19 protein-coding genes are annotated in these 18,717 nt (G+C 60.2%); 7 read left to right on the top strand and 12 right to left on the bottom strand.

What is annotated here, in order from left to right:
- Positions 1-22: 22 nt before the first annotated feature.
- On the bottom strand, positions 23-1,069 hold the full coding sequence (locus G3A56_RS22125; protein ID WP_246231408.1) for a calcium:cation antiporter: 1,047 nt from the start codon (positions 1,067-1,069) through the stop codon (positions 23-25).
- 431 nt (positions 1,070-1,500) lie between these two features.
- On the opposite strand from G3A56_RS22125, the gene G3A56_RS22130 reads away from it, so the two are divergent.
- Positions 1,501-1,782 (top strand): K+/H+ antiporter subunit F, encoded by a 282-nt coding sequence (locus G3A56_RS22130; protein WP_164056877.1) that lies wholly within the window; start codon positions 1,501-1,503, stop codon positions 1,780-1,782.
- A gap of 141 nt (positions 1,783-1,923) precedes the next feature.
- Here the strand turns inward: G3A56_RS22130 and G3A56_RS22135 are convergent, their stop codons facing one another.
- Both G3A56_RS22135 and G3A56_RS22140 read right to left on the bottom strand, forming a co-directional pair.
- Entirely contained in the window at positions 1,924-3,459 is a 1,536-nt protein-coding gene (locus tag G3A56_RS22135) for an FAD-dependent monooxygenase (protein WP_082186015.1), read from the bottom strand.
- A 255-nt stretch (positions 3,460-3,714) separates the two neighbouring features.
- A complete protein-coding gene (locus tag G3A56_RS22140; protein ID WP_003498218.1) occupies positions 3,715-4,569 on the bottom strand; it encodes a LysR family transcriptional regulator in 855 nt (284 codons plus the stop codon).
- Positions 4,570-4,734: 165 nt separating this feature from the next.
- On the opposite strand from G3A56_RS22140, the gene G3A56_RS22145 reads away from it, so the two are divergent.
- Entirely contained in the window at positions 4,735-6,255 is a 1,521-nt protein-coding gene (locus G3A56_RS22145; RefSeq protein WP_082185151.1) for an MFS transporter, read from the top strand.
- Between the two features lie 149 nt (positions 6,256-6,404).
- Here the strand turns inward: G3A56_RS22145 and G3A56_RS22150 are convergent, their stop codons facing one another.
- The 9 genes from G3A56_RS22150 to G3A56_RS22190 form a co-directional block, all read right to left on the bottom strand.
- Positions 6,405-6,689, bottom strand: a complete 285-nt coding sequence (locus G3A56_RS22150; protein WP_082185150.1) for a copper-binding protein — start codon at positions 6,687-6,689, stop codon at positions 6,405-6,407.
- 24 nt (positions 6,690-6,713) lie between these two features.
- On the bottom strand, positions 6,714-7,190 hold the full coding sequence (locus G3A56_RS22155; RefSeq protein ID WP_003498221.1) for a cupredoxin domain-containing protein: 477 nt from the start codon (positions 7,188-7,190) through the stop codon (positions 6,714-6,716).
- 39 nt (positions 7,191-7,229) lie between these two features.
- Positions 7,230-8,579: a multicopper oxidase family protein gene (locus tag G3A56_RS22160; protein ID WP_082185149.1), complete on the bottom strand. Its 1,350-nt coding sequence runs from the start codon at positions 8,577-8,579 to the stop codon at positions 7,230-7,232.
- A gap of 14 nt (positions 8,580-8,593) precedes the next feature.
- Positions 8,594-10,054: a TolC family protein gene (locus G3A56_RS22165; RefSeq protein WP_082185148.1), complete on the bottom strand. Its 1,461-nt coding sequence runs from the start codon at positions 10,052-10,054 to the stop codon at positions 8,594-8,596.
- The gene (locus tag G3A56_RS22170; RefSeq protein ID WP_035242983.1) at positions 10,051-10,281 is read right to left on the bottom strand and encodes a hypothetical protein; all 231 of its coding nucleotides are present in this window, start codon (positions 10,279-10,281) and stop codon (positions 10,051-10,053) included. Before G3A56_RS22170 ends, G3A56_RS22165 begins: the two co-directional genes overlap by 4 nt.
- Before the next feature lie 87 nt (positions 10,282-10,368).
- A complete protein-coding gene (locus G3A56_RS22175) occupies positions 10,369-10,779 on the bottom strand; it encodes a hypothetical protein (protein ID WP_035242985.1) in 411 nt (136 codons plus the stop codon).
- An 89-nt stretch (positions 10,780-10,868) separates the two neighbouring features.
- Positions 10,869-11,798, bottom strand: a complete 930-nt coding sequence (locus tag G3A56_RS22180) for a hypothetical protein (RefSeq protein ID WP_082185147.1) — start codon at positions 11,796-11,798, stop codon at positions 10,869-10,871.
- 97 nt (positions 11,799-11,895) lie between these two features.
- On the bottom strand, positions 11,896-12,795 hold the full coding sequence (locus G3A56_RS22185) for an AraC family transcriptional regulator (protein ID WP_137067613.1): 900 nt from the start codon (positions 12,793-12,795) through the stop codon (positions 11,896-11,898).
- Between the two features lie 105 nt (positions 12,796-12,900).
- Complete coding sequence (locus tag G3A56_RS22190; RefSeq protein WP_082185146.1) at positions 12,901-13,347, bottom strand: acetyltransferase; 447 nt, start codon at positions 13,345-13,347, stop codon at positions 12,901-12,903.
- Between the two features lie 234 nt (positions 13,348-13,581).
- Here G3A56_RS22190 and bioB point away from each other — a divergent pair, with 234 nt between their 5' ends.
- Genes bioB through G3A56_RS22215 form a run of 5 tightly spaced genes read left to right on the top strand, consistent with a single transcriptional unit; the run spans position 13,582 to position 18,697 of the window.
- Positions 13,582-14,601, top strand: a complete 1,020-nt coding sequence (gene bioB, locus G3A56_RS22195; RefSeq protein ID WP_082185145.1) for a biotin synthase BioB — start codon at positions 13,582-13,584, stop codon at positions 14,599-14,601.
- On the top strand, positions 14,598-15,740 hold the full coding sequence (locus G3A56_RS22200) for an 8-amino-7-oxononanoate synthase (RefSeq protein ID WP_082186013.1): 1,143 nt from the start codon (positions 14,598-14,600) through the stop codon (positions 15,738-15,740). The genes bioB and G3A56_RS22200 overlap by 4 nt, the downstream gene beginning before the upstream one ends.
- Positions 15,737-16,375 carry a dethiobiotin synthase gene (gene bioD, locus G3A56_RS22205; RefSeq protein WP_082185144.1) on the top strand — a complete coding sequence of 213 codons (639 nt, stop codon included), beginning with the start codon at positions 15,737-15,739 and terminating at the stop codon, positions 16,373-16,375. Before G3A56_RS22200 ends, bioD begins: the two co-directional genes overlap by 4 nt.
- Positions 16,372-17,667, top strand: coding sequence for an adenosylmethionine--8-amino-7-oxononanoate transaminase (locus tag G3A56_RS22210; RefSeq protein WP_082185143.1), 1,296 nt, complete (start codon positions 16,372-16,374; stop codon positions 17,665-17,667). The genes bioD and G3A56_RS22210 overlap by 4 nt, the downstream gene beginning before the upstream one ends.
- 43 nt (positions 17,668-17,710) lie before the next feature.
- Positions 17,711-18,697, top strand: coding sequence for a beta-ketoacyl-ACP synthase III (locus tag G3A56_RS22215; RefSeq protein ID WP_082186012.1), 987 nt, complete (start codon positions 17,711-17,713; stop codon positions 18,695-18,697).
- Positions 18,698-18,717 lie beyond the last annotated feature (20 nt).

An 18,717-nucleotide genomic window follows, 5' to 3' on the forward strand; every position in this document is an offset into this window, starting at 1 on the left:
CGTCCCGCGATGCCGGACGTTCTCAGGCCGTAAACAGGAGCAGCCCAAAGATTGCAAACAGCATCAGATGCAGCAGCCCCTGCACCGCAGATGTCCGCCGGCCAAGATATGTCAGGGTCGTCAGCGCGATGGTCAGCGCAAAGAGGATGGTTTCCGTGGGCGAAATTCCGAAGATCACCATTTTGCCGGACAGGAGGCCGACCGTTAGAACCGCCGGCACGGTCAGCCCGACAGTCGAGACGAATGCCCCAAGGCACAGGTTGATTGCCCGTTGCGTCTCGTTTTTCAGCGCAGCCTTCACGGCCGTGATCGATTCCGGCGTGAAGACGATGATCGCGATGAGCACGCCGCCAACCGCAACGGGAGCACCGGCCCGGGCGACGCCAAAATCGATGACGATGGCAAGGTCGTGCGCGAGCAGCACGATCGGTAACATCAACCCGATCAGCATCGCCGAGTGAACGATGTTCTTTTTGCGGGCTCCGCCACCCGTCGCAATATCGGCCTCTGGGGCCGGGCGAGCAATTGGCTCCGCCAGCCGGATCGACATCCGTCCCGGCGCGGGCTGCATGAAATGGCTGCGGTAACGGCCCATCTGAAGCACGAGGAAACCGCCGTAGACAATCACGGTTACGACCGAAACTACAATGGCCTGGAGAGCGGTGAACGTGCCATCGGCAGCCGGCAGCGTATTCGGAACCAGAAGCGCGACACCGGCCAATACGACCGTCATTGCGATGAAGGAGACGGCACCCGGCGCATTATATTCCTGCTCGCCATACCGTATCGCGCCCGCAAGCAGGCAGATACCCGTCACGAGGTTGAGGATGATCATCATCACGGCGAATATGGAATCTCTTCCGATCGTCGGGGCCTCGTTTGGCCCGAGCATCACGGCGGCAATCAGGATCACCTCGATTGCAACGATCGACAGGGTGAGAATGAGCGTTCCGTAGGGTTCGCCCAACTGATGGGCCAGTTCATCGGCTTCTTTCACAACCCCGAAAGCCGCCATCAGAATGGTGGCGAAGAGAACGAGAAAGCAGGATATTGCAACTGTCGGGGTCATATCCGGCGAAAGCCACGACGTCCCGGCGGACTGAAAAACCACGACGACCAGCCAAGCCACGACGAGTTTGGGCCAGGCGCCCCGGATAAATGATGGAGATTTTGTATCTGACATTGCAGGCGACCTCATCTGGGGTCGTCCCCGGCAATCTGTCGCATTCGGGTCGTCCCGAACGAAGCTTCGTCAAGCAGTTGCGGCTAGCGATATCATGACAGGGTTCTTGAAGGCAATGGTGCTGGAATGCCTACCTTGAAGATCTGTGCCGCTGATGATAGCACACTTCCGTGCAGGACGACCTGCGCCATCCGGATCAAGAGGGGACGGCCCCGTGTGTAGAGAACACGAGGAGCAAAGCCATGATCCCTTGCAATTACCCTGAGCAGATTTGTCTTTTTTCTCCCGCGCGACCGCATTGAGCGGTGCCGGCGATGTTGAGTTCGGATATCATTTACTGGTCGACCACCTTTGCGCAGGGAATGCTTCTACTTTCCATGGCGCTCGTCACATATCGCCTGATCAAGGGGCCACGGGCGCAGGATCGCGTCATGGCTGTCGACACGATCTACAATCTGGCAATATTGCAGGCCTTGGTGCTGGCGATCAAAACCGGAAACGCCCTCTATCTCCCCTTTATTCTCATCCTTGCAATTCTCGGCTTCGTTTCGACAGTCGCGCTCGCAAAGTTTCTGATGCGAGGGGAAGTGATCGAGTGATGAGGCAGTAGACGGTTTCAGCTCAAGATCGACAAGTCGCTGGAAGAATTGGTCAAATTGCCGGCGCGGAAAATGTAGCGATGCAAAATCCCTGTCGATTTCGCATCGCTACGCAATGCCAGTTCCTGCTTCAGCTGAACGTCAAATTTCACCGAACCATCGGGCCGCTACCTCCGCGATTTCCGCCTCGTCAGGAATGGACTCCGTGGCCCAGGCGACGATGCCGTCGGGTCGCACCAGAACAGCGCTCAATCCCAACCGGTCTTCGACATCGCCTGCGACATAGGCGATCCGTCCATTCCAGCGATGCGCCAGCGCTTCAAGGGATGCGTCCGAGGCAAAGTTCAAAAGCAGACCGCTTCCTTCCCTCAGAAGTTCTCCGGTCCTCCTCCCGTCTGCCAGTTTGAAATCAGGAACGCTGCGGCCGACAAGCGGATGTTCGCCGCCAAGCTCATAGCGGATGGAAACGCCCCATACGCGTTCGGCGAAGTATGTCGCGCCATCACGGGTCTCGATGAGATCGCGAATGATGGCTGCGAGCGCCCGAGTACTCCGGCTTGGGCGCATGAGTGCAACCTGGGCACGCGACCAGTCAAGGATCTGTGCGCCCAATGGGTGCCGTTCGCTCGTATAGCTGTCCAGCAATCCGTCCGGTGCATCGCCACGGATCGTCGCTGCAAGCTTCCAGCCGAGATTGATCGCATCGCCCAGCCCGAGATTGAGCCCCTGCCCACCGAGCGGAGAGTGGATATGCGCGGCATCGCCCGCCAGCAATACACGGCCTCTCCGATAGGTCGTGGCCTGATAGGCGCGGTCCGTCCAGGTGGTTGCGATGTGAAGGCTTGAGACTGTGACGTCGGTGCCGGAAACATGCCGCAGCACGGCCTGCACATGCTCACGCGTGATCGGCTGGGTTCGGTGAAACCGGCCGCCATCAAAATCGACCATCGCGATGGTTCCGGGTTTTTGATAGGTGTACATGCCGGTCGGCGTGTAGTGGCGGCCGGAAGTGAGTTTTTCCGCATCCGCCATGTCGACCTCGACGGAATAGCCCGTGAATTCGGGATCGGTGCCAACGAAATCGAAACCGCCAGCCTTGCGCACGGTGCTGCGGCCGCCATCGCAGCCAACGAGCCACCGCCCATGAAATGTCTCGCCGCCGGCGCGAATGGTCAAGGCCTCCTCCGACTGCTCGAAGCCCTCAACACCGGCGCCACGCCTGATCTCGGCTCCCATTGCGGTTGCTCGTTTTTCCAGAACGGCTTCGATTTCTTCCATGCTGGAAGCCAGGGTGACGGGTGTCGAATCCGCAAGGCGATAGGCCCATTTCGAAATGTCGATATTGTCGTGGAAGAACTGAATGCCGGCGAAGTGGCCGCCCGGCCGGCGCTGCTGATGCATCCAGTGTGCGGCCGATTGGCCGGTGCTCGATTGCTCTTTCGCGCGCTGCCGTTCGGTAAGCTCATCCAGCAGGCCGCGCCGGTCAAAGCTTTCGATCGTGGGTGCGGAAAGACCGCGCATGCCGAAGGGAAGTTGCTTTAGCGGCGAGTAAGGGTCCGACCCCTGCTCCAGCACCAGCACCGAGAGGTTTGCGAGACACAGCTCGCAGGCGAGAAACAGGCCGACCGGACCGGCACCGGCAATGACAACATCGTAAGTCTCTGGGGTATTTGACATGAACTGCTCTTTTGGGTCGTTCGACCGGAGCGGCTCGTCGTTTTTGAGAACCACACGGACGAACAATTTGACGCCTGAACAGCGTCGTTGTTCGTCGTGGGACTCATGCACGGAGCATGGACAGAGCTTTCGTTTCCGAAAGGACTTGGGCTAGACCACACCAAGTCGTGCCTTTTTCGACGCTTTTCTATAGCGCCGCAGCGATCGCCCGGCAAGTCAAATCCGGTTTCCCGGCAGTTCGGCAATTCTCATTGCTCACAATGTCGGCCGATGCTCCCGGAAAGCGGCGGCGAGCGTGCGCAGCGCCTCGCGGGATCTGCTGTCGGTCAGGGTCGAGAACATGATGATCTCGGTGGAAGGCAGCGCCGGCAGGCCGAAACGCTGGCTGACCTCGACAGTGCCGGGCGGCGCCAGACGGCAGGAAAAAGCAGAAATGGCGAGACCGGCCGAAACGGCCGCGGTCACCATCGAGGAGGTGCCGCCAAGAAAGACTTCCGTCCAGGCGATGGCGGCGGAGTCGAGCGCGCGGGCGGCGATGTCGCGCACGCCGCAGGCGGGCGAAAGTGCCGCCAGACGCAACGGCTCGCCCTGACGATGCTCGAACTGCGGGGCTGCGAACCAGCCGAAATGCTCTGGCCCGAGTACTTCGCCATCCCGCCTGTCATCCTCGCGCCGGATGATCGCGGCGTCGATCTCGCCGCGGTCGAAGGCATCCAGCAGCGTGCGGGAATTGTCCATCCGCACCTCAATCGTCAGTCCGGGATCATGCGCGTTGAGCCGCGCCAGCAGCGTTGGCACTTCCGGGCCGGCAACATGGGCGGAGATGCCAAGGCCAAAGCGTCGGCGCGTGGAAAAAAGCCCGGCCATGGCGCGATCATGCGCGGCGAGGAATTCGCGCGCGGGTGCGAGAAATACGGCGCCCTGCGCAGACAGCCTCACCGAGCGCGGTGTCCGTTCGAGGAGCCGCTGGCCGAGCCGGTCTTCAAGCCGCTTCAGCCTGACACTGATGGCGCCCTGTGTGGTTCCGAGCGTTTCGGCCGCACGGGTGAAGCTCTGCAGATCGGCGATGGTGACGAAAGCCTGGACGGCATCCACATCCAGCGTGGTCATGGCAATGATCCAAATTTGTTGTCTCTGAAATATCCAATCATCCAATTCAGTTATGGTCAAGCTTTCACTAGTTTGCCTTCGACATTGCAACATATCGACCGCAGCGAGCGCACCCCGTCATGCCCGGATTTACCGCCGCGGTCTGAACCACGAAAGGCTGAAGAAGTGACCCTTGCCGTTACCGCCCCAACCGCCAGCAGAAGCGCGCTTGCGCTTGCTGCCGTCTGTCTTTCCGCGCTGATGTTCGGACTGGAAATCTCCAGCGTGCCGGCAATCCTGCCGACGCTCGAACAGGTTCTGCATGCGGATTTCCGGCAGCTTCAGTGGATCATGAACGCCTATACGATCGGCGTGACGATGGTGCTGATGGCAACCGGCGCGCTGGCCGACCGCTTCGGCCGCAAACGGGTCTTCATCGGAAGCATCGTTGCTTTCTCGCTTTCCTCACTCGCCTGCGGAATGACGGAAAGTGTGGCGGTGCTGATTGGCGCGCGCTTTCTTCAGGGCTTAAGCGGCGGGGCGATGCTGGTGTGCCAGATCGCCATCCTGTCCCATCAATTCCGCACGGCGCGCGAGCGTGGCATGGCGTTTGGCTGGTGGGGCATTGTTTCCGGCGTGGGGCTGGGCTTCGGCCCGATCATCGGCGGCGCCATTGTTGCCCTGTGGAGCTGGGAATGGGTCTTCCTCGTTCACGTGGCGCTCGGCATCGTCACATTGCTGCTTGCCATGGGCGGTGTGAAGGAATCGCACGACCCGGAGGCGACACGCCTTGATCTTGCGGGCATTGCGACGCTCTCTGCTGCCGTGTTCTGCCTCGCCTTTTTCATCACCCAGGGACCGGAACTCGGATTTGCCAGCCCAGGGGCGCTTTTGATCCTTGGTGTTGCGGCTGCGAGTTTCATCGCCTTTGTCATCGTCGAAAAGCTCACGCCAAGGCCGATGTTCGATTTCTCCGTGTTTCGCATCCGGCCTTTTTCCGGCGCGATCATCGGCTCAGCGGCGATGAACATCAGTTTCTGGCCGTTCATGATTTATCTGCCGATCTGGTTTCAGGCGGGTCTAGGGTATGACAGTGTCACCGCCGGTCTCGGTCTGCTCGCCTATACGCTGCCCGCACTGGTCGTGCCGCCGCTGGCGGAGCGCCTGTCGTTGCGTTATCAACCCCGCCTTGTCGTCCCGGCCGGGCTGTTCACCATCGGTCTCGGTTTCATGCTGATGAAGCTCGGCAGCGATGCCGCAAATGCGAGCTGGCTGACCATGTTGCCCGGCTGCATTCTGTCCGGTGTCGGGCTTGGCCTTACCAACACGCCGGTGACCAACACGACCACGGGTGCGGTCCCCGCTGCCCGTTCCGGCATGGCCTCCGGCATCGACATGAGCGCCAGAATGATCTCGCTTGCCATCAACATCCCGATCATGGGTTTTATTCTGGTCGAGGGTGTCTGGTCTTCGCTTCAGGCGAATTTGCCGTCCGGCATGGATGCTTACGACCTGCGTTCGCTCGCGGAGAAGATTGCGGCGGGAACAGCGGGATCGTCGGCAGAACATGTTTCTGACGTGCTCGTCCATCAGGCGCTGGCCGACGGTTTCGGTCTGGTCATGCTCTATGCCGGCATCAGTGTCTGGCTGCTGGCTGCTCTCAGCTTCGTGGTTTTCGGCCCGGCGCGAAAGCCTGTCCACGTTTAGGGGGGTGATCGGGCACGATACGTCAGGCGTTTTCAAAACCTGCAATTCTGCTTCGGGCCCGGCGGCCAGACTATTGTGGGAATATGATATCGCACACACCCGTTCCGGTTCCTTTTGGACCTCACGGGTGTGTGCAGGCTGTGGAGGCTTTATTTCACCTGGGCGACGACCAGCTTGCCGTCCGCACGTTCGGCGACGAACTCAATGTTCGCGCCTTCCTTGAGCTTGGCGAGCAGGGCATCGTCCTTGACGCGGAACACCATCGTCATGGCCGGCATGTCGAGGTTCTTCAGTTCCTCATGGATGATGGTGACTTTCTTGGCGGCGGCGTCGAGCTTCTTCACCGTGCCCTTGGTGAACTCCTGTGCAAATGCGCCGAAGGGAGCGGCAAGCAGGAACGCTGCTGCAACGGAGATTCTAACGATTGTCTTCATGGTCAGATTCCTTTGGTGAATGGGTTACTTTGCCGAAACTTTGAGATCGCCGCGCATGCCGGCCTCGTAATGCCCGGGCTTCAGGCAGGCGAATTCGAACATGCCGTCATTGGTGAACTTCCAGATGATTTCGCCGCTTTCGCCCGGTGCGAGGCTGATCGCGTTCGGATTGTCGTGTTCCATCTCCGGGGCCTTTTCCATGGCGGCCTTGTGCTCCAGATTGGCGCTCTGTTCATCGAGAATGAATTCATGATCGAGCTCGCCGACATTCTTCACGGCAAAACGCACGGTCTTGCCCTTCTTGAATTCGAACTTGGCGGGGGTGAACAGCATCTTGCCGTCAGGTGTTTCCTTCATCGTCACCTGTATGGTCTGCGTTACCTTGGATTTGTCACCGGGTTCGCCGATCGCCATCGCTTCGTGGCCACCGCCGTGGGTGCCGGAGGCGAAGGCGGGCGTGGCAAGAGCGGTGAGAAGCAGTGCAAGTTTCAGTCTGGTCATTGCTTGGTTTCCTTGGTTTTGTGGGGGTGGTCTGCACGATCAGCCGTGTTTCATCGGTTTCGGCGTGATCTGTGTTTTGGGATCATTGGTCTTTTCGGTCGCCGGCACGTCGCCGGTCCATTCCCAGGCCTGGGTTCCGGGCGGGTTTTCGTACCAGCCGGGATCTGAGTAATCGCTGGCGGAGATGCCTTCGCGGACCTTCACCACGGAGAACATGCCGCCCATCTCGATTGGGCCATGCGGACCCCAGCCGGTCATCATGGGAACGGTGTTCTCAGGGATTTCCATTTCCATGGCGCCCATATCGGCCATGCCGGCGGTACCCATCGGCATATATTCCGGCCGGACCTTGCGGATCTTTTCGGTGACGGTTTTCTTGTCGACGCCGATGAAGGTCGGGACGTCATGCCCCATGGCGTTCATCGTATGATGCGACTTGTGGCAATGGATCGCCCAGTCGCCGACATATTTGGCGTCGAATTCATAGGCCCGCATCGCGCCGACGGGGATGTCGATGCTCACTTCCGGCCACCGCGCCTCGGGCCTCACCCAGCCGCCATCGGTGCAGGTCACCTCAAAATCGTAGCCATGCATGTGGATCGGATGGTTTGTCATGGTCAGGTTGCCGACGCGCACGCGCACCCGGTCGTCCTTGGAAACCACCAGCGGATCGATGCCCGGAAACACCCGGCTGTTCCATGACCACAGATTGAAATCCGTCATCGTCATGATTTTCGGCACATAGGAGCCGGGGTTGATGTCATAGGCGTTGATCAGGAACACGAAGTCGCGATCAACCGGCATGAATGTCGGATCCTTCGGATGGATGACGAAGAAGCCCATCATGCCCATCGCCATCTGGACCATTTCGTCCGAATGCGGGTGGTACATGAAGGTACCCGATTTCACGAGATCGAACTCGTAAACGAAGGTCTTGCCGACGGGGATATGCGGCTGTGACAGGCCGCCGACGCCGTCCATGCCTGATGGCAGGATCATGCCGTGCCAGTGGATCGTCGTATGTTCCGGCAGCTTGTTGGTCACGAAAATGCGCACCCGGTCGCCTTCGACGGCCTCGATGGTCGGGCCGGGAGACTGGCCGTTATAGCCCCAGAGGCGGGCGGTCATGCCCTCCGCCATTTCGCGTTCCACCGGCTCGGCGACAAGGTGGAATTCCTTGACGCCGTTGTTCATCCGGAAGGGCAGGGTCCAGCCATTGAGGGTGACGACCGGGTTGTAATCGGGACCGGTGGTTGGCTTGACCGGCGCCTGGGTCGCCGCCGTTTCCATCACGGCCGCTTCCGGCAGGCTGCTATTCGATGTCTTTGCCCAGGCCGCCGTGGAGACCATTGCGGCGCCGACACCCAGAAAGTTTCTTCTATTGAACATGGCCGTTTCCTTTCTCAATGTCCGCCACCGCCGCCACCAGCGGCGGCAACTTCTGTTTCTGCCCCTGCCGTAGCCGCGCCACCGCCATAGATGGCGGGAGCGAGGCCGGCTTCCGCGAGCCAGAAGTCGCGTTTGGCATTGATGGCGAGCAGGTTCGAGTTGACCTTTTCGCGGCTGTCGGCGAGCAGTTCGAAGGTGTTGGTGAGCATGCCGTTATAGGTGAGCAGCGACTCTTCCTCGATCTTCGTTCGCAGCGGCACCACGCTGTTGCGATAGTGCCGGGCGATGTCGTAGTTCGAGCGATAGGCCTGATAGGCCGAGCGGGCTTCGGAGCGGACATTGACCGCCTTCTCCGCCAGCAGATTTGCCGCGCGCATATAGGCAAGTTCGGATTCCCGCATTCTCGCCCGGCCGGAATCGAAGATCGGAATGACGAATTCCAGTTCGGCATTGCCCGTCGTCTGCTTGTTTATGGCGTCCTCATCGCGCTCGCGTTCGGTTTCAAAACCGGAACGAAGTTCGAGATCGGTGACATATCGGGTGGCCTCGGTGAGCTTGAACGACCGGGCGGTCGATTCCAGATCGAGTTTGGCGATCTGCAAATCCACGCGGCGCTGCAGCGCCTCGGCCTCGATCATGTCGCGTTTGGCCAGATCCTTCGGAAGTTGCGGCAGGCGGTTGGGGATGGTGTATTCGATGTCTCCTCCCCACAGTCCCATCAGCCTTGTCAGTTCCTCCTTCGCAAGGCGGGCCTCAAGCCGCGCCTTGGCGATCTGGCCTGTCAGCTCGGCATAAAAGACCTGTTCGCGGGCCTGGCCTTCCTTGTTGAGCGAGCCCGCCTCACCAAGCTTCTTGGCAAGTTCCGAGGCGGCATCCGCCGCAGCCTGCGCCTGAGCCAGCTGGCCAACATTTTCCCAGGCCGCAACGGCGGTGATCCAGGCGCGACGGGTATCTGCCGCAAGCTGCAGCGTCTTCAGCGCGGCGGCGAGTTGGGCTTTGCGGAAGCCGGTATCAGCAATTTCGACATTCTGTTTGAGGGTTGCCAGCGCCAGAATATTGGTGACGATTACACCCTCGATCGCCTTGTAGGCCCTGAGCCCCGGAGTGCCGATGCCCGTCAGCCCGATACCGACCCTCGGATTGACCAGCATGGTCGATTGCCAGGCGGTTGCGGCAGACTCACCGAGATCCGTATAGGCCGCCTGAAGGCCTTTATTGTTGAGCAGTGCGACCTGAACCGCCGTCTCGACATCGATGGTCTTCGCTGACATCAGCGATTTGACGCGGGTTGCGGTTGCCTGCGCCTCGGCCCGGTTCTGTATCCAGACCGTCTGCTTGCCGGTCGCTTCGGATGTTTTGGCCGAGACGGTGGTGAAGCCCGCATTCTTCGAGGAGTACTCGGCGGCCGTGACACAGCCGCCGAGAATGGCGGGGAAGGAAAGGGCGGCCGCGAGTTTGAATAGGCGTATTGTCATGATGCGTCTCCTTTCGGAGCCTGCGCATCGTTCTGGTTACGCCAGGGCTTCGGATCCGCCGGCGCGCGGTGGGTATAACCCGTGACCGGCGTTTGATAACGGATGGGTGCGACGCCGAGCGACGGGTTCGCCGCGTCTTCATACGAGGCAGCCTCGTTCATTGACGATGTGGCTGTGCAGCCGCCCAGAAGCAGGGGCGCTGCCACCACGATGTAAATAGGATTCATGGTAATGTCCGAACAGGAGATGTAACGGCGCGACGGCGCTAAAGCCGCTCACGCACGGTCATTGCCCAGAAGGCGGGCCTTGCCTGTTCAGATATTCGGTGGACGGTGAAGGAGCGGGATCTCGCCCACGGCCTTGCTGTCGTCGAGGAAGGAACGGATGGAATTGACGACGGGTTTGCCCAGCGCATCATGAGCGATCAGCACGGCCATGCCGAGACAGAAATCGCCGCAACATTCCGGCTTGACCGGCTTTTTAACGCCGCTGTCATGCTCTGCCGCATCCATCTTGTGATGATCATCGGACGCCATGGCCGAACCACCGTGGCTCTTCATCGCGCCATGATCCATCTTGACCGATTGGTCATGCGGCATTCCCGCAGCGTCTGGGCCATGCATTGCGGCATTGACGGTGGAAACGCTGTAACCCGCCAGTGACAGTATCATCACCAGTCTAAACAGCAGTGCCGTCAATTTCGATGTTTGCAACATCTTACGCATGGACAGTAGAAGAGCCGTAGTTCTCGAATTTTGTCAATGGGTATCACTCATAACCATCGACAAATACCGTGCCCTCCGGTTCCGCAACCTCACGTCGTCTCCATGAAGGCATCATCGAGAATGAGGAGCTTGCGCGCCTGCATGCGGGCATATTCCTCGTAAAAGCCCTGGGATATCCAGAGCGCCGAGCGACCCCGCCTTCCGCTCCAGCCGATGCCGCCGATCAGTTCGGCCGCGTCAAGCTTGCGGGCGACATGGGTGCGGGTCAGGCAGAGCGGTTTTGCCAGTTCCGATACCGTTTTTACATCTGTCAGGTGCCTGCCCTGTTCGGTCGGTTTTTCCCAGTCAATCCCTGCGATCAGGCGGTCCATCAGCAACCCGCCGGCATCGAACCAGTTGAAGATGATGGAAAGCGGGCCCGGGCAACGTACCTCCGGATTGGAAAGCAGCGCGTCCGCCACACGCGGATGGATGTGTGCGAGCATGGTTTGAGATTGCTTGATGAACCTTGAGGCCCTGAACCCCTCGTCGATGAGGTCCAGTGCCTGAAAATGCACATCGTACCATTGGGCAAGCATTGCCAGTGTCAGCGGTGAAGGCGTTACCCCATCGGTCTCCTGTCCGCTGGCTTTCACCTCAATTGTCAGCCCGCGTTTCAGCGCCTCTTTGAAAAAGGCATAAGCGACATCGTCGCTGGCGAGGCCATGGCGCAATGCGAGGCGGCCGAAATCTTCCCGAGTCAGGGCAGGTTCCCCCGCTCCGTTCGTGCAGGTATCGCGCTTTTGAAAATAGAGCGCCAACAGCGCGTGGCAAAGCAGCCGGCTCTGGCGTGTGGCGAAAAGCCCGGTCAGCTCGGGCGAGCCTTCGTAGAGGGTAATGAAACTTCCCGACAGCAGACGCAGCGCGGCGGCAAAACACTCCGTTCGAATCAGCCGCTCGATTTCGCTGGGCGGCGGGCTGCGGCGAAATGCGGTGACATCCGGCAGCCCGGAAATCGCGAAATCGAAAAAATTGGTCATGGGAAGCGCTCCTCGAATTGCCGGCCTGGACTGCACGATCCATGGGCTTTACAGAGGTGATGATGAGGCGTCTTCTCATTGCGCGCAGAGGCGAATTTTATGCCGTCGGCAGGCGGATCGTGCGGACTTCGCCGGGCGCCATGCCATAGGTGCGGCTGAACACCCGGTAGAAGGTGGCGAGGCTGTCAAAGCCGCAGCCATAGGCGATCTGCGTTATTGGCAAAGCGGGAAATTCCAGCAGCAGGCGTTTCGCTTCCTCTATCCGCATGGAGGACAGTGTCCGCGAAAACGAAAGTTCCGCGCCCTCGAAAACGACGTGCAGCTGCCGAAGCGAAATGCCGAGCTCCCTTGCCACCGTGGCAGGCGTCAGGTTCTGCCTTGATTTCTTGCGCATCATGATGTCCTGGGCCGCATAACAAAGTCCGGTGCGGAGTGCGGCTCGCACTTCCGGCATGGCGGGCGAAAGGCGTCCGCGCGCCGTCATGGCAAGCCGCGCGACATGCGCCACATCACGAGCGGGATCGATGAGCCTGCCATGCTCGGCGTTCAGCGCATTAAAGAGCGCCCGAAACGGCCGGGAAAATGCGGTATTGTCGCCATAACGCGTCGCAAACAGGTCATCGGCCGTCTGGCCAAGCATGAGCTCGTCGTCGACGGGGATCTTGAGCATCTTATAGTGAAAATCCGCCTCGCCGCCCGGTATCGCGTCATAGGGCAAATCCGAATAGTTGATGGTGATGTCTCCGCCGCTGACGGAATGGACCCGGTCTCTGCCTGCATGCAGGAGCCCAGACCCTGTCACCTGCAGGCCGATGCAGAGGCTGTTGCCGGCAATGCGGGCGATATCGGCCTGCGTGCGGTTGACCCGATAGGAGGAAGCGCGCATCTCACTCACGACGGCGCCGGCAATGGCGCGCGCCTGAAACGAACCCTTGAAGCTGTGGCGACGATCCGGCGCAAGCTCGATCGTCACGCCGAACAGGCTTTTGCCGCGCACTTCGCGCCATTGATCGAAGCGGTGCTCGGGCAGAAAATCCTCGGTTGCGAAGCGGATGATGGTGTTCGTGACGTCCTCCTCCCCGATGATCCCGGCCCCGGCGGCTTATTTTTCCGTCGCGCGAAATTGCAGATGAACGAGTGGGTAGGGCCGTCCCTGCCCGTCGAGATCGGAACGTCCCGTCGGTTCGAAACCGAGCTTGCGATAAAAGCCCATGGCCTGCGCATTCTGTTCGTTGACATCGGTGGTCAGCGCCGGATGCGCTGCGAGCGCCGCCTGCACGAGCGCGCTTCCGATCCCTTTGCCATGATGGCCCGGATCGATGAAAAGCGCCTCCATATGCCCTTCATGCAGAAACATGAAGCCAATCGGCTGATCCGACGCATCGACCGCGAGTGTCAAAGGGACCTGCGGAAGAAAAGCCTTAACTTCGTCCTCGATTGCGATGCGATCTTCGGCGCGAAGGAAACCATGGGTGGCGTCAACGGCCTTGCGCCATATCTCAAGGATGCGGCCCGTGTCGCGAGTGTCGGAAGTGCGAAGTGTAATCATGGCTTTCCCTTAGCAATTACCGGCTTTTCGCGCCATGGGGGTGATTCTGATCTTTCTCAAAAAGTGTTTTTTCATCTGCTGAATTACCCTTCGAAGCCCGGCGATTTGGCTGCGCATATTCCCTTCGATTTCTGAGGCCGACAATTTTCGCGAAAAAAGCACTTGCAAAAGACGCGTTAAAAAAAATAGATAAAAAGGAGTTCTATCTATTTATTTTAATCGAAAGACCGCCAAATGGATCAGATTGTCGCGCAAATGGAGCCGGATATGGTGTCGACTCCCGTCATTGAAGCGGATACGTCATTCGCAGCAGCAAAAATTATCTATAATTTACCATTTAACGATCTCCTCTTCCGCGCTCAGCAGGCGCATCGCCGTCATTTCGATGCCAATGCCATTCAGATGAGCCGGCTTTTATCCATCAAGACTGGCGGCTGCCCGGAGGATTGCAGCTATTGCAGCCAGTCCGCCCGAAATCCGACGGGTCTGAAGGCCTCCAAGTTGATGGAGGTGGAGCGGGTGCTGGCCGAGGCGCGCAAGGCGAAGGAGGGCGGGGCGACGCGTTATTGCATGGGGGCGGCATGGCGCAATCCCAAGGAGCGCGACATGGAAGCGGTGGTGGCCATGGTCGAAGGCGTCAAGGCGCTCGGCATGGAAACCTGCATGACGCTCGGCATGCTGACGCCGGAACAGTCCGAACGGCTCGCCGATGCCGGGCTCGATTATTACAATCACAATGTCGACACGTCGGAGCGGTTCTATTCGCAGATCATCACCACCCGCACCTTCGAGGACCGGCTGGAAACGCTCGCCAATGTCCGTGATGCCGGCATAAAGGTCTGCGCAGGCGGCATTCTCGGCATGGGGGAGACGGTTGATGACCGTATTTCGATGCTGGTGACGCTCGCCAATCTGCCGGTCCCGCCGGAAAGCGTGCCGATCAATATGCTGATCCCGATCCCCGGCTCGAAGCTTGCCAATGCCGATCCGGTCGACCCGATCGATTTCGTCCGCACCATTGCGCTTGCGCGCATCCTGATGCCAACGTCGCATGTGCGACTTTCCGCCGGGCGCACGGAAATGAGCGATGAGACGCAGGCGCTCTGTTTCCTGGCCGGGGCCAATTCCATCTTCATTGGCGAGACGCTGCTGACGGCGGATAATCCGGGTGAGGATCACGATACGGCGCTGTTCCGGCGGCTGGGTCTGAAGCCTATGGAATTGCAGCCTGCGGAGGCGGGAGGGTGCCGGTGACCGTTTCGGCGCTCTCTCCCTATGAGACGAAGCTCGCTGGCCTGCGACGCAAATCGCGGCTGCGCGCGCTCTCCCCTCAGGAGGGGATCGACTTCACCTCCAACGATTATCTGGGGCTTGCCGATGCGCCCCGGCTGAAGGCAGCGATTGCCGCCGCGATCGACCGGGGTGTGCCCGTCGGAGCCGGTGGCTCGCGGCTGCTGCGCGGTAACCATCCGGAACATGAGGCGCTTGAAGCGGAGGCGGCGATGTTCTTCGGTTCCGAAAGAACGATCTATTTCGGCAGCGGATTTGCCGCCAATGTCGCGCTTTTCTCTGCCTTGCCGCTTCGGGACGATCTCGTGCTTCACGATGAACTGATCCATGCCAGCGTGCATGATGGCATTGCGGCGGGCAAGGCGAATGCGGTCGCCGTGTCGCATAATCAGGTCGAGGCATTTGAGCGGGAAATAAACCGCTGGCGACAGGCGGGCGGCAAAGGTCGACCGTGGATCGCGGTGGAAAGCCTTTATTCCATGGATGGAGATTGCGCGCCGCTTGCGGCCCTTGCCGATCTCGCCCGGAAACACGAAGGCGTCCTTGTCGTCGACGAGGCCCATGCCACCGGCGTGTTTGGCCCCGGCGGGCGTGGCTTTGCTGCGGAACTGGAAGGCCGGGACAATGTGGTGGCGCTGCATACCTGCGGCAAGGCACTTGGCCTCTCCGGCGCGCTTTTGAGCCTGCCTGCGATTCTTGCCGATTATCTCACCAACCGAGCCCGCGGTTTCATCTATTCGACCGCCCCGTCGCCGCTGATGGCGGCGGCGATGCGGGAGGCCTTGCGGATCGTCACCGACGAATCCTGGCGGCGCACGCGGCTGAAAGAGTTGATGAACTTTGCCGGCGAACAATTGCATGCCCGGCTTGGTATGGCACCCAGCGGCTCGCAGATCTTGCCGGTGATGATAGGTGACAATGCCCGTGCGATGCGGATTGCCGCGTGTATGCGGGATGGCGGTTTCGACGTCAGGGCAATCCGCCCGCCGACGGTGCCGGAAGGCACGGCGCGCCTGCGCATCTCCATCACGCTCAATGTCGATGAGAACCAGATCGCCGCCATGATCGGGCGGCTTGCCCTGGCTATGGAGGAGGAACGATGAGCCCTCGTTTCGTCGTTTCCGGCACCGATACGGGTATCGGCAAGACGATTTTTTCCGCCGCGCTCACCCATGCCCTGCAGGCATATTACTGGAAACCGGTGCAATCCGGTCTCGATGAAGAGACCGATAGCGAAGTGGTGGCACGGCTGGGCGGCGCGTACCGCGCAAGTATCCTGCCGGAAGCCTATCGGTTGAAAATGCCGGCCTCACCGCATCTTTCGGCCCGACTTGAAAACGTGACGATCGATCCCGAACGTCTGATTCCGCCGGAAACGGACGGGCCGCTGGTGATCGAAGGCGCGGGCGGTCTGCTGGTGCCGCTGACCGACAAATTGCTGTTCGCCGATATTTTCGCCCGCTGGAGAATTCCGCTGATCCTGTGCGCCAGAACTTCACTCGGCACCATCAACCACACGCTGCTGTCGCTTGAGGCCCTGCGGCAAAGGGCAATTCCGGTCCACGGTGTGGTTTTCATCGGCGACGAAAACCGGGAAAACCAGCGCATCATCGCCGATATTGGCGGTGTGCGCTCACTTGGCCGGATGCCGCACCTGCCGGAGATGAGCGCCAAGACGCTCCACCAGACATTCGCCCAACAATTCGATCGCGCTGATTTTCTGGAGGTGCCGGCATGAGCCGTTCCCCTGTCTGGCATCCTTTCACCCAGCATGGGCTGGAACCGCCGATGAAACGCATCGTCTCGGCGGAAGGCGCCTTTCTGGTCGATGAGGATGGCAAGCGGCTGTTCGATGCCATTTCGTCCTGGTGGGTCATCACCCACGGCCACCGGCACCCGGCGATCATGGCAGCCATTCGCGCCGCGACCGAGGCATTCGACCAGATCATCTTCGCCGAATTCTCGCATGAACCGGCAGAAACGCTGGCGAAAGGGCTGATCGAACGCGCGCCTGCCGGGTTGGATCATGTGTTTTATTCCGATAGCGGCTCGACCTCTGTGGAAGTGGCGCTGAAAATGGCGCTCGGTTATTTTCACAATCGCGAGGAAAAGCGCGACCGCATCGTGGTCATGGAGCACGGCTATCATGGGGATACGATCGGCACCATGTCGACGGGTGAGCGCGGCGTGTTCAATGCCGCTTATGAAGCGCTGCTTTTTGGTGTCGACCGGCTCGCTTTTCCAGAACATGGCCGCGAGCAGGAGACGCTCGACATGTTCGAGAGTTACTGCCGTTCGGGCCGCATTGCCGCCCTGCTCATCGAGCCGCTGGTTCTCGGCTCCGGTGGCATGAAGATTTACGGCGCGGAGGTTCTGACCGGGCTGAAGCAGATCGCCGAACGTTACGGCTGCCTGCTCATAGCCGATGAGGTGATGACGGGCTGGGGCAGAACGGGAACCATCTTCGCCTGTGAACAGGCCGGGATTTCACCGGATATTCTGTGCACTTCCAAGGGGCTTACCGGCGGTTCGCTGCCGCTTGCGGCAACGCTGTGCAGCGGCGGCATCTTCGACGCGCATTTTTCAACCGATCGCCGCAAGACGTTTTTCCATTCAAGTTCCTACACCGCCAACCCGATCGCCTGCGCCGCCGCCGTTGCCAATCTGCAGGTCTGGCGCGATGAGCCTGTAGCGCAGCGCATCGGGCAACTGCAAGAAGCCCTGCAAAACAACCTCGGGCGTTTTGCGGGGGACAGGCGTTTCACCAATATTCGCCAGGCGGGAACCATAGCGGCGCTCGACCTCGCGGTGCCCTCCGGCGGTTATCTCGCCGAGGCCGGCCCGCGCATGCGGAAACTGTTCCGGGAGCGTGGGCTCATCATCCGCCCGCTAGGCAACGTCATCTATCTGATGCCGCCCTATTGCACGACGGCGCAGGACCTGACCCACGTCTTCGACGCCATTGATGAAGTGGCCGCGATCGTAACCGAGGCCATGCCGGCAAATTCTCGTGTCGCCGGGATCGCGTAAGCCGGACAGCCGCATTTTTCAAGAATTTCCGAAAGGCCTGACAATGCAGACACGTTCTTCCCGCATGGCCGGTTTCGGACATGCCGTCCCGGCGCGATGTGTCGGCAATGCCGAGATTGAGACGCGTCTTGGGCTGGAAGCGGGCTGGATCGAGCGGCGGACAGGCATCCGGACACGCTATTGGGCCGAAGAGGGCGACACGTTAAGCGGCCTTGCGGCAAGAGCCGGGCGCATGGCGCTGGAGGACGCGAAACTTGGCTCTGAGGACATCGCCCTGACATTGCTGGCGACGTCAACTCCAGACCACCTTCTGCCGCCTTCCGCACCATTGCTTGCCCATCAGCTGGGCCTGACACGCTCCGGCGCAATCGATCTGGCCGGTGCCTGCTCCGGTTTTCTTTATGCGCTCACCCTTGCGGATGGTTTTGTCCGCACCCACGGCCGCGCGGTACTCGTCGTCGCCGCCAATATTTTAAGCCGCCGCATCAATCCGGCGGAAAGGGCGAGCGCGGTTCTGTTCGCCGATGCCGCCGGGGCCGTCGTGCTTGCCCCGTGCCGGGACGCGCAACGCGGACTTCTCTCCGCCGATCTCGTTTCTGATGGCAGCGGTTACGACCTTATCCAGATAGCGGCCGGCGGCAGCAGCCAGCCTTTTTCCGCTGGGATGCCCTCCGAAGATGCCCTGATGACGATGCGGGATGGCCGGGAAGTCTTCTCCCGCGCCGTAGCCATGATGACGCAGACTTCACAGCAGGTGCTGCAACAGGCTGGAATTGAAGCAGCCAGTATCGACCGTTTCGTTCCGCATCAGGCCAATGCACGCATGTTCGACGCTGTCTGCGGCAATCTCGGCATTGACCGGCAAAAGACGGTGCGTACGGTCGAGACTTTCGGTAATTCGTCCGCTGCCACCATTCCGCTTTCGCTTTCGGTTGCCAATGCTGAAAGACGCTTTGTTGAGGGAGAGACGCTGTTATTGACTGCGGCAGGGGCGGGCCTGACCGGAGGTGCAGTGATTTATCAAGTTTAAGCCAACTCAAAAAACGACAG

Source organism: Rhizobium oryzihabitans, assembly GCF_010669145.1.
GTDB lineage: Bacteria > Pseudomonadota > Alphaproteobacteria > Rhizobiales > Rhizobiaceae > Agrobacterium > Agrobacterium oryzihabitans.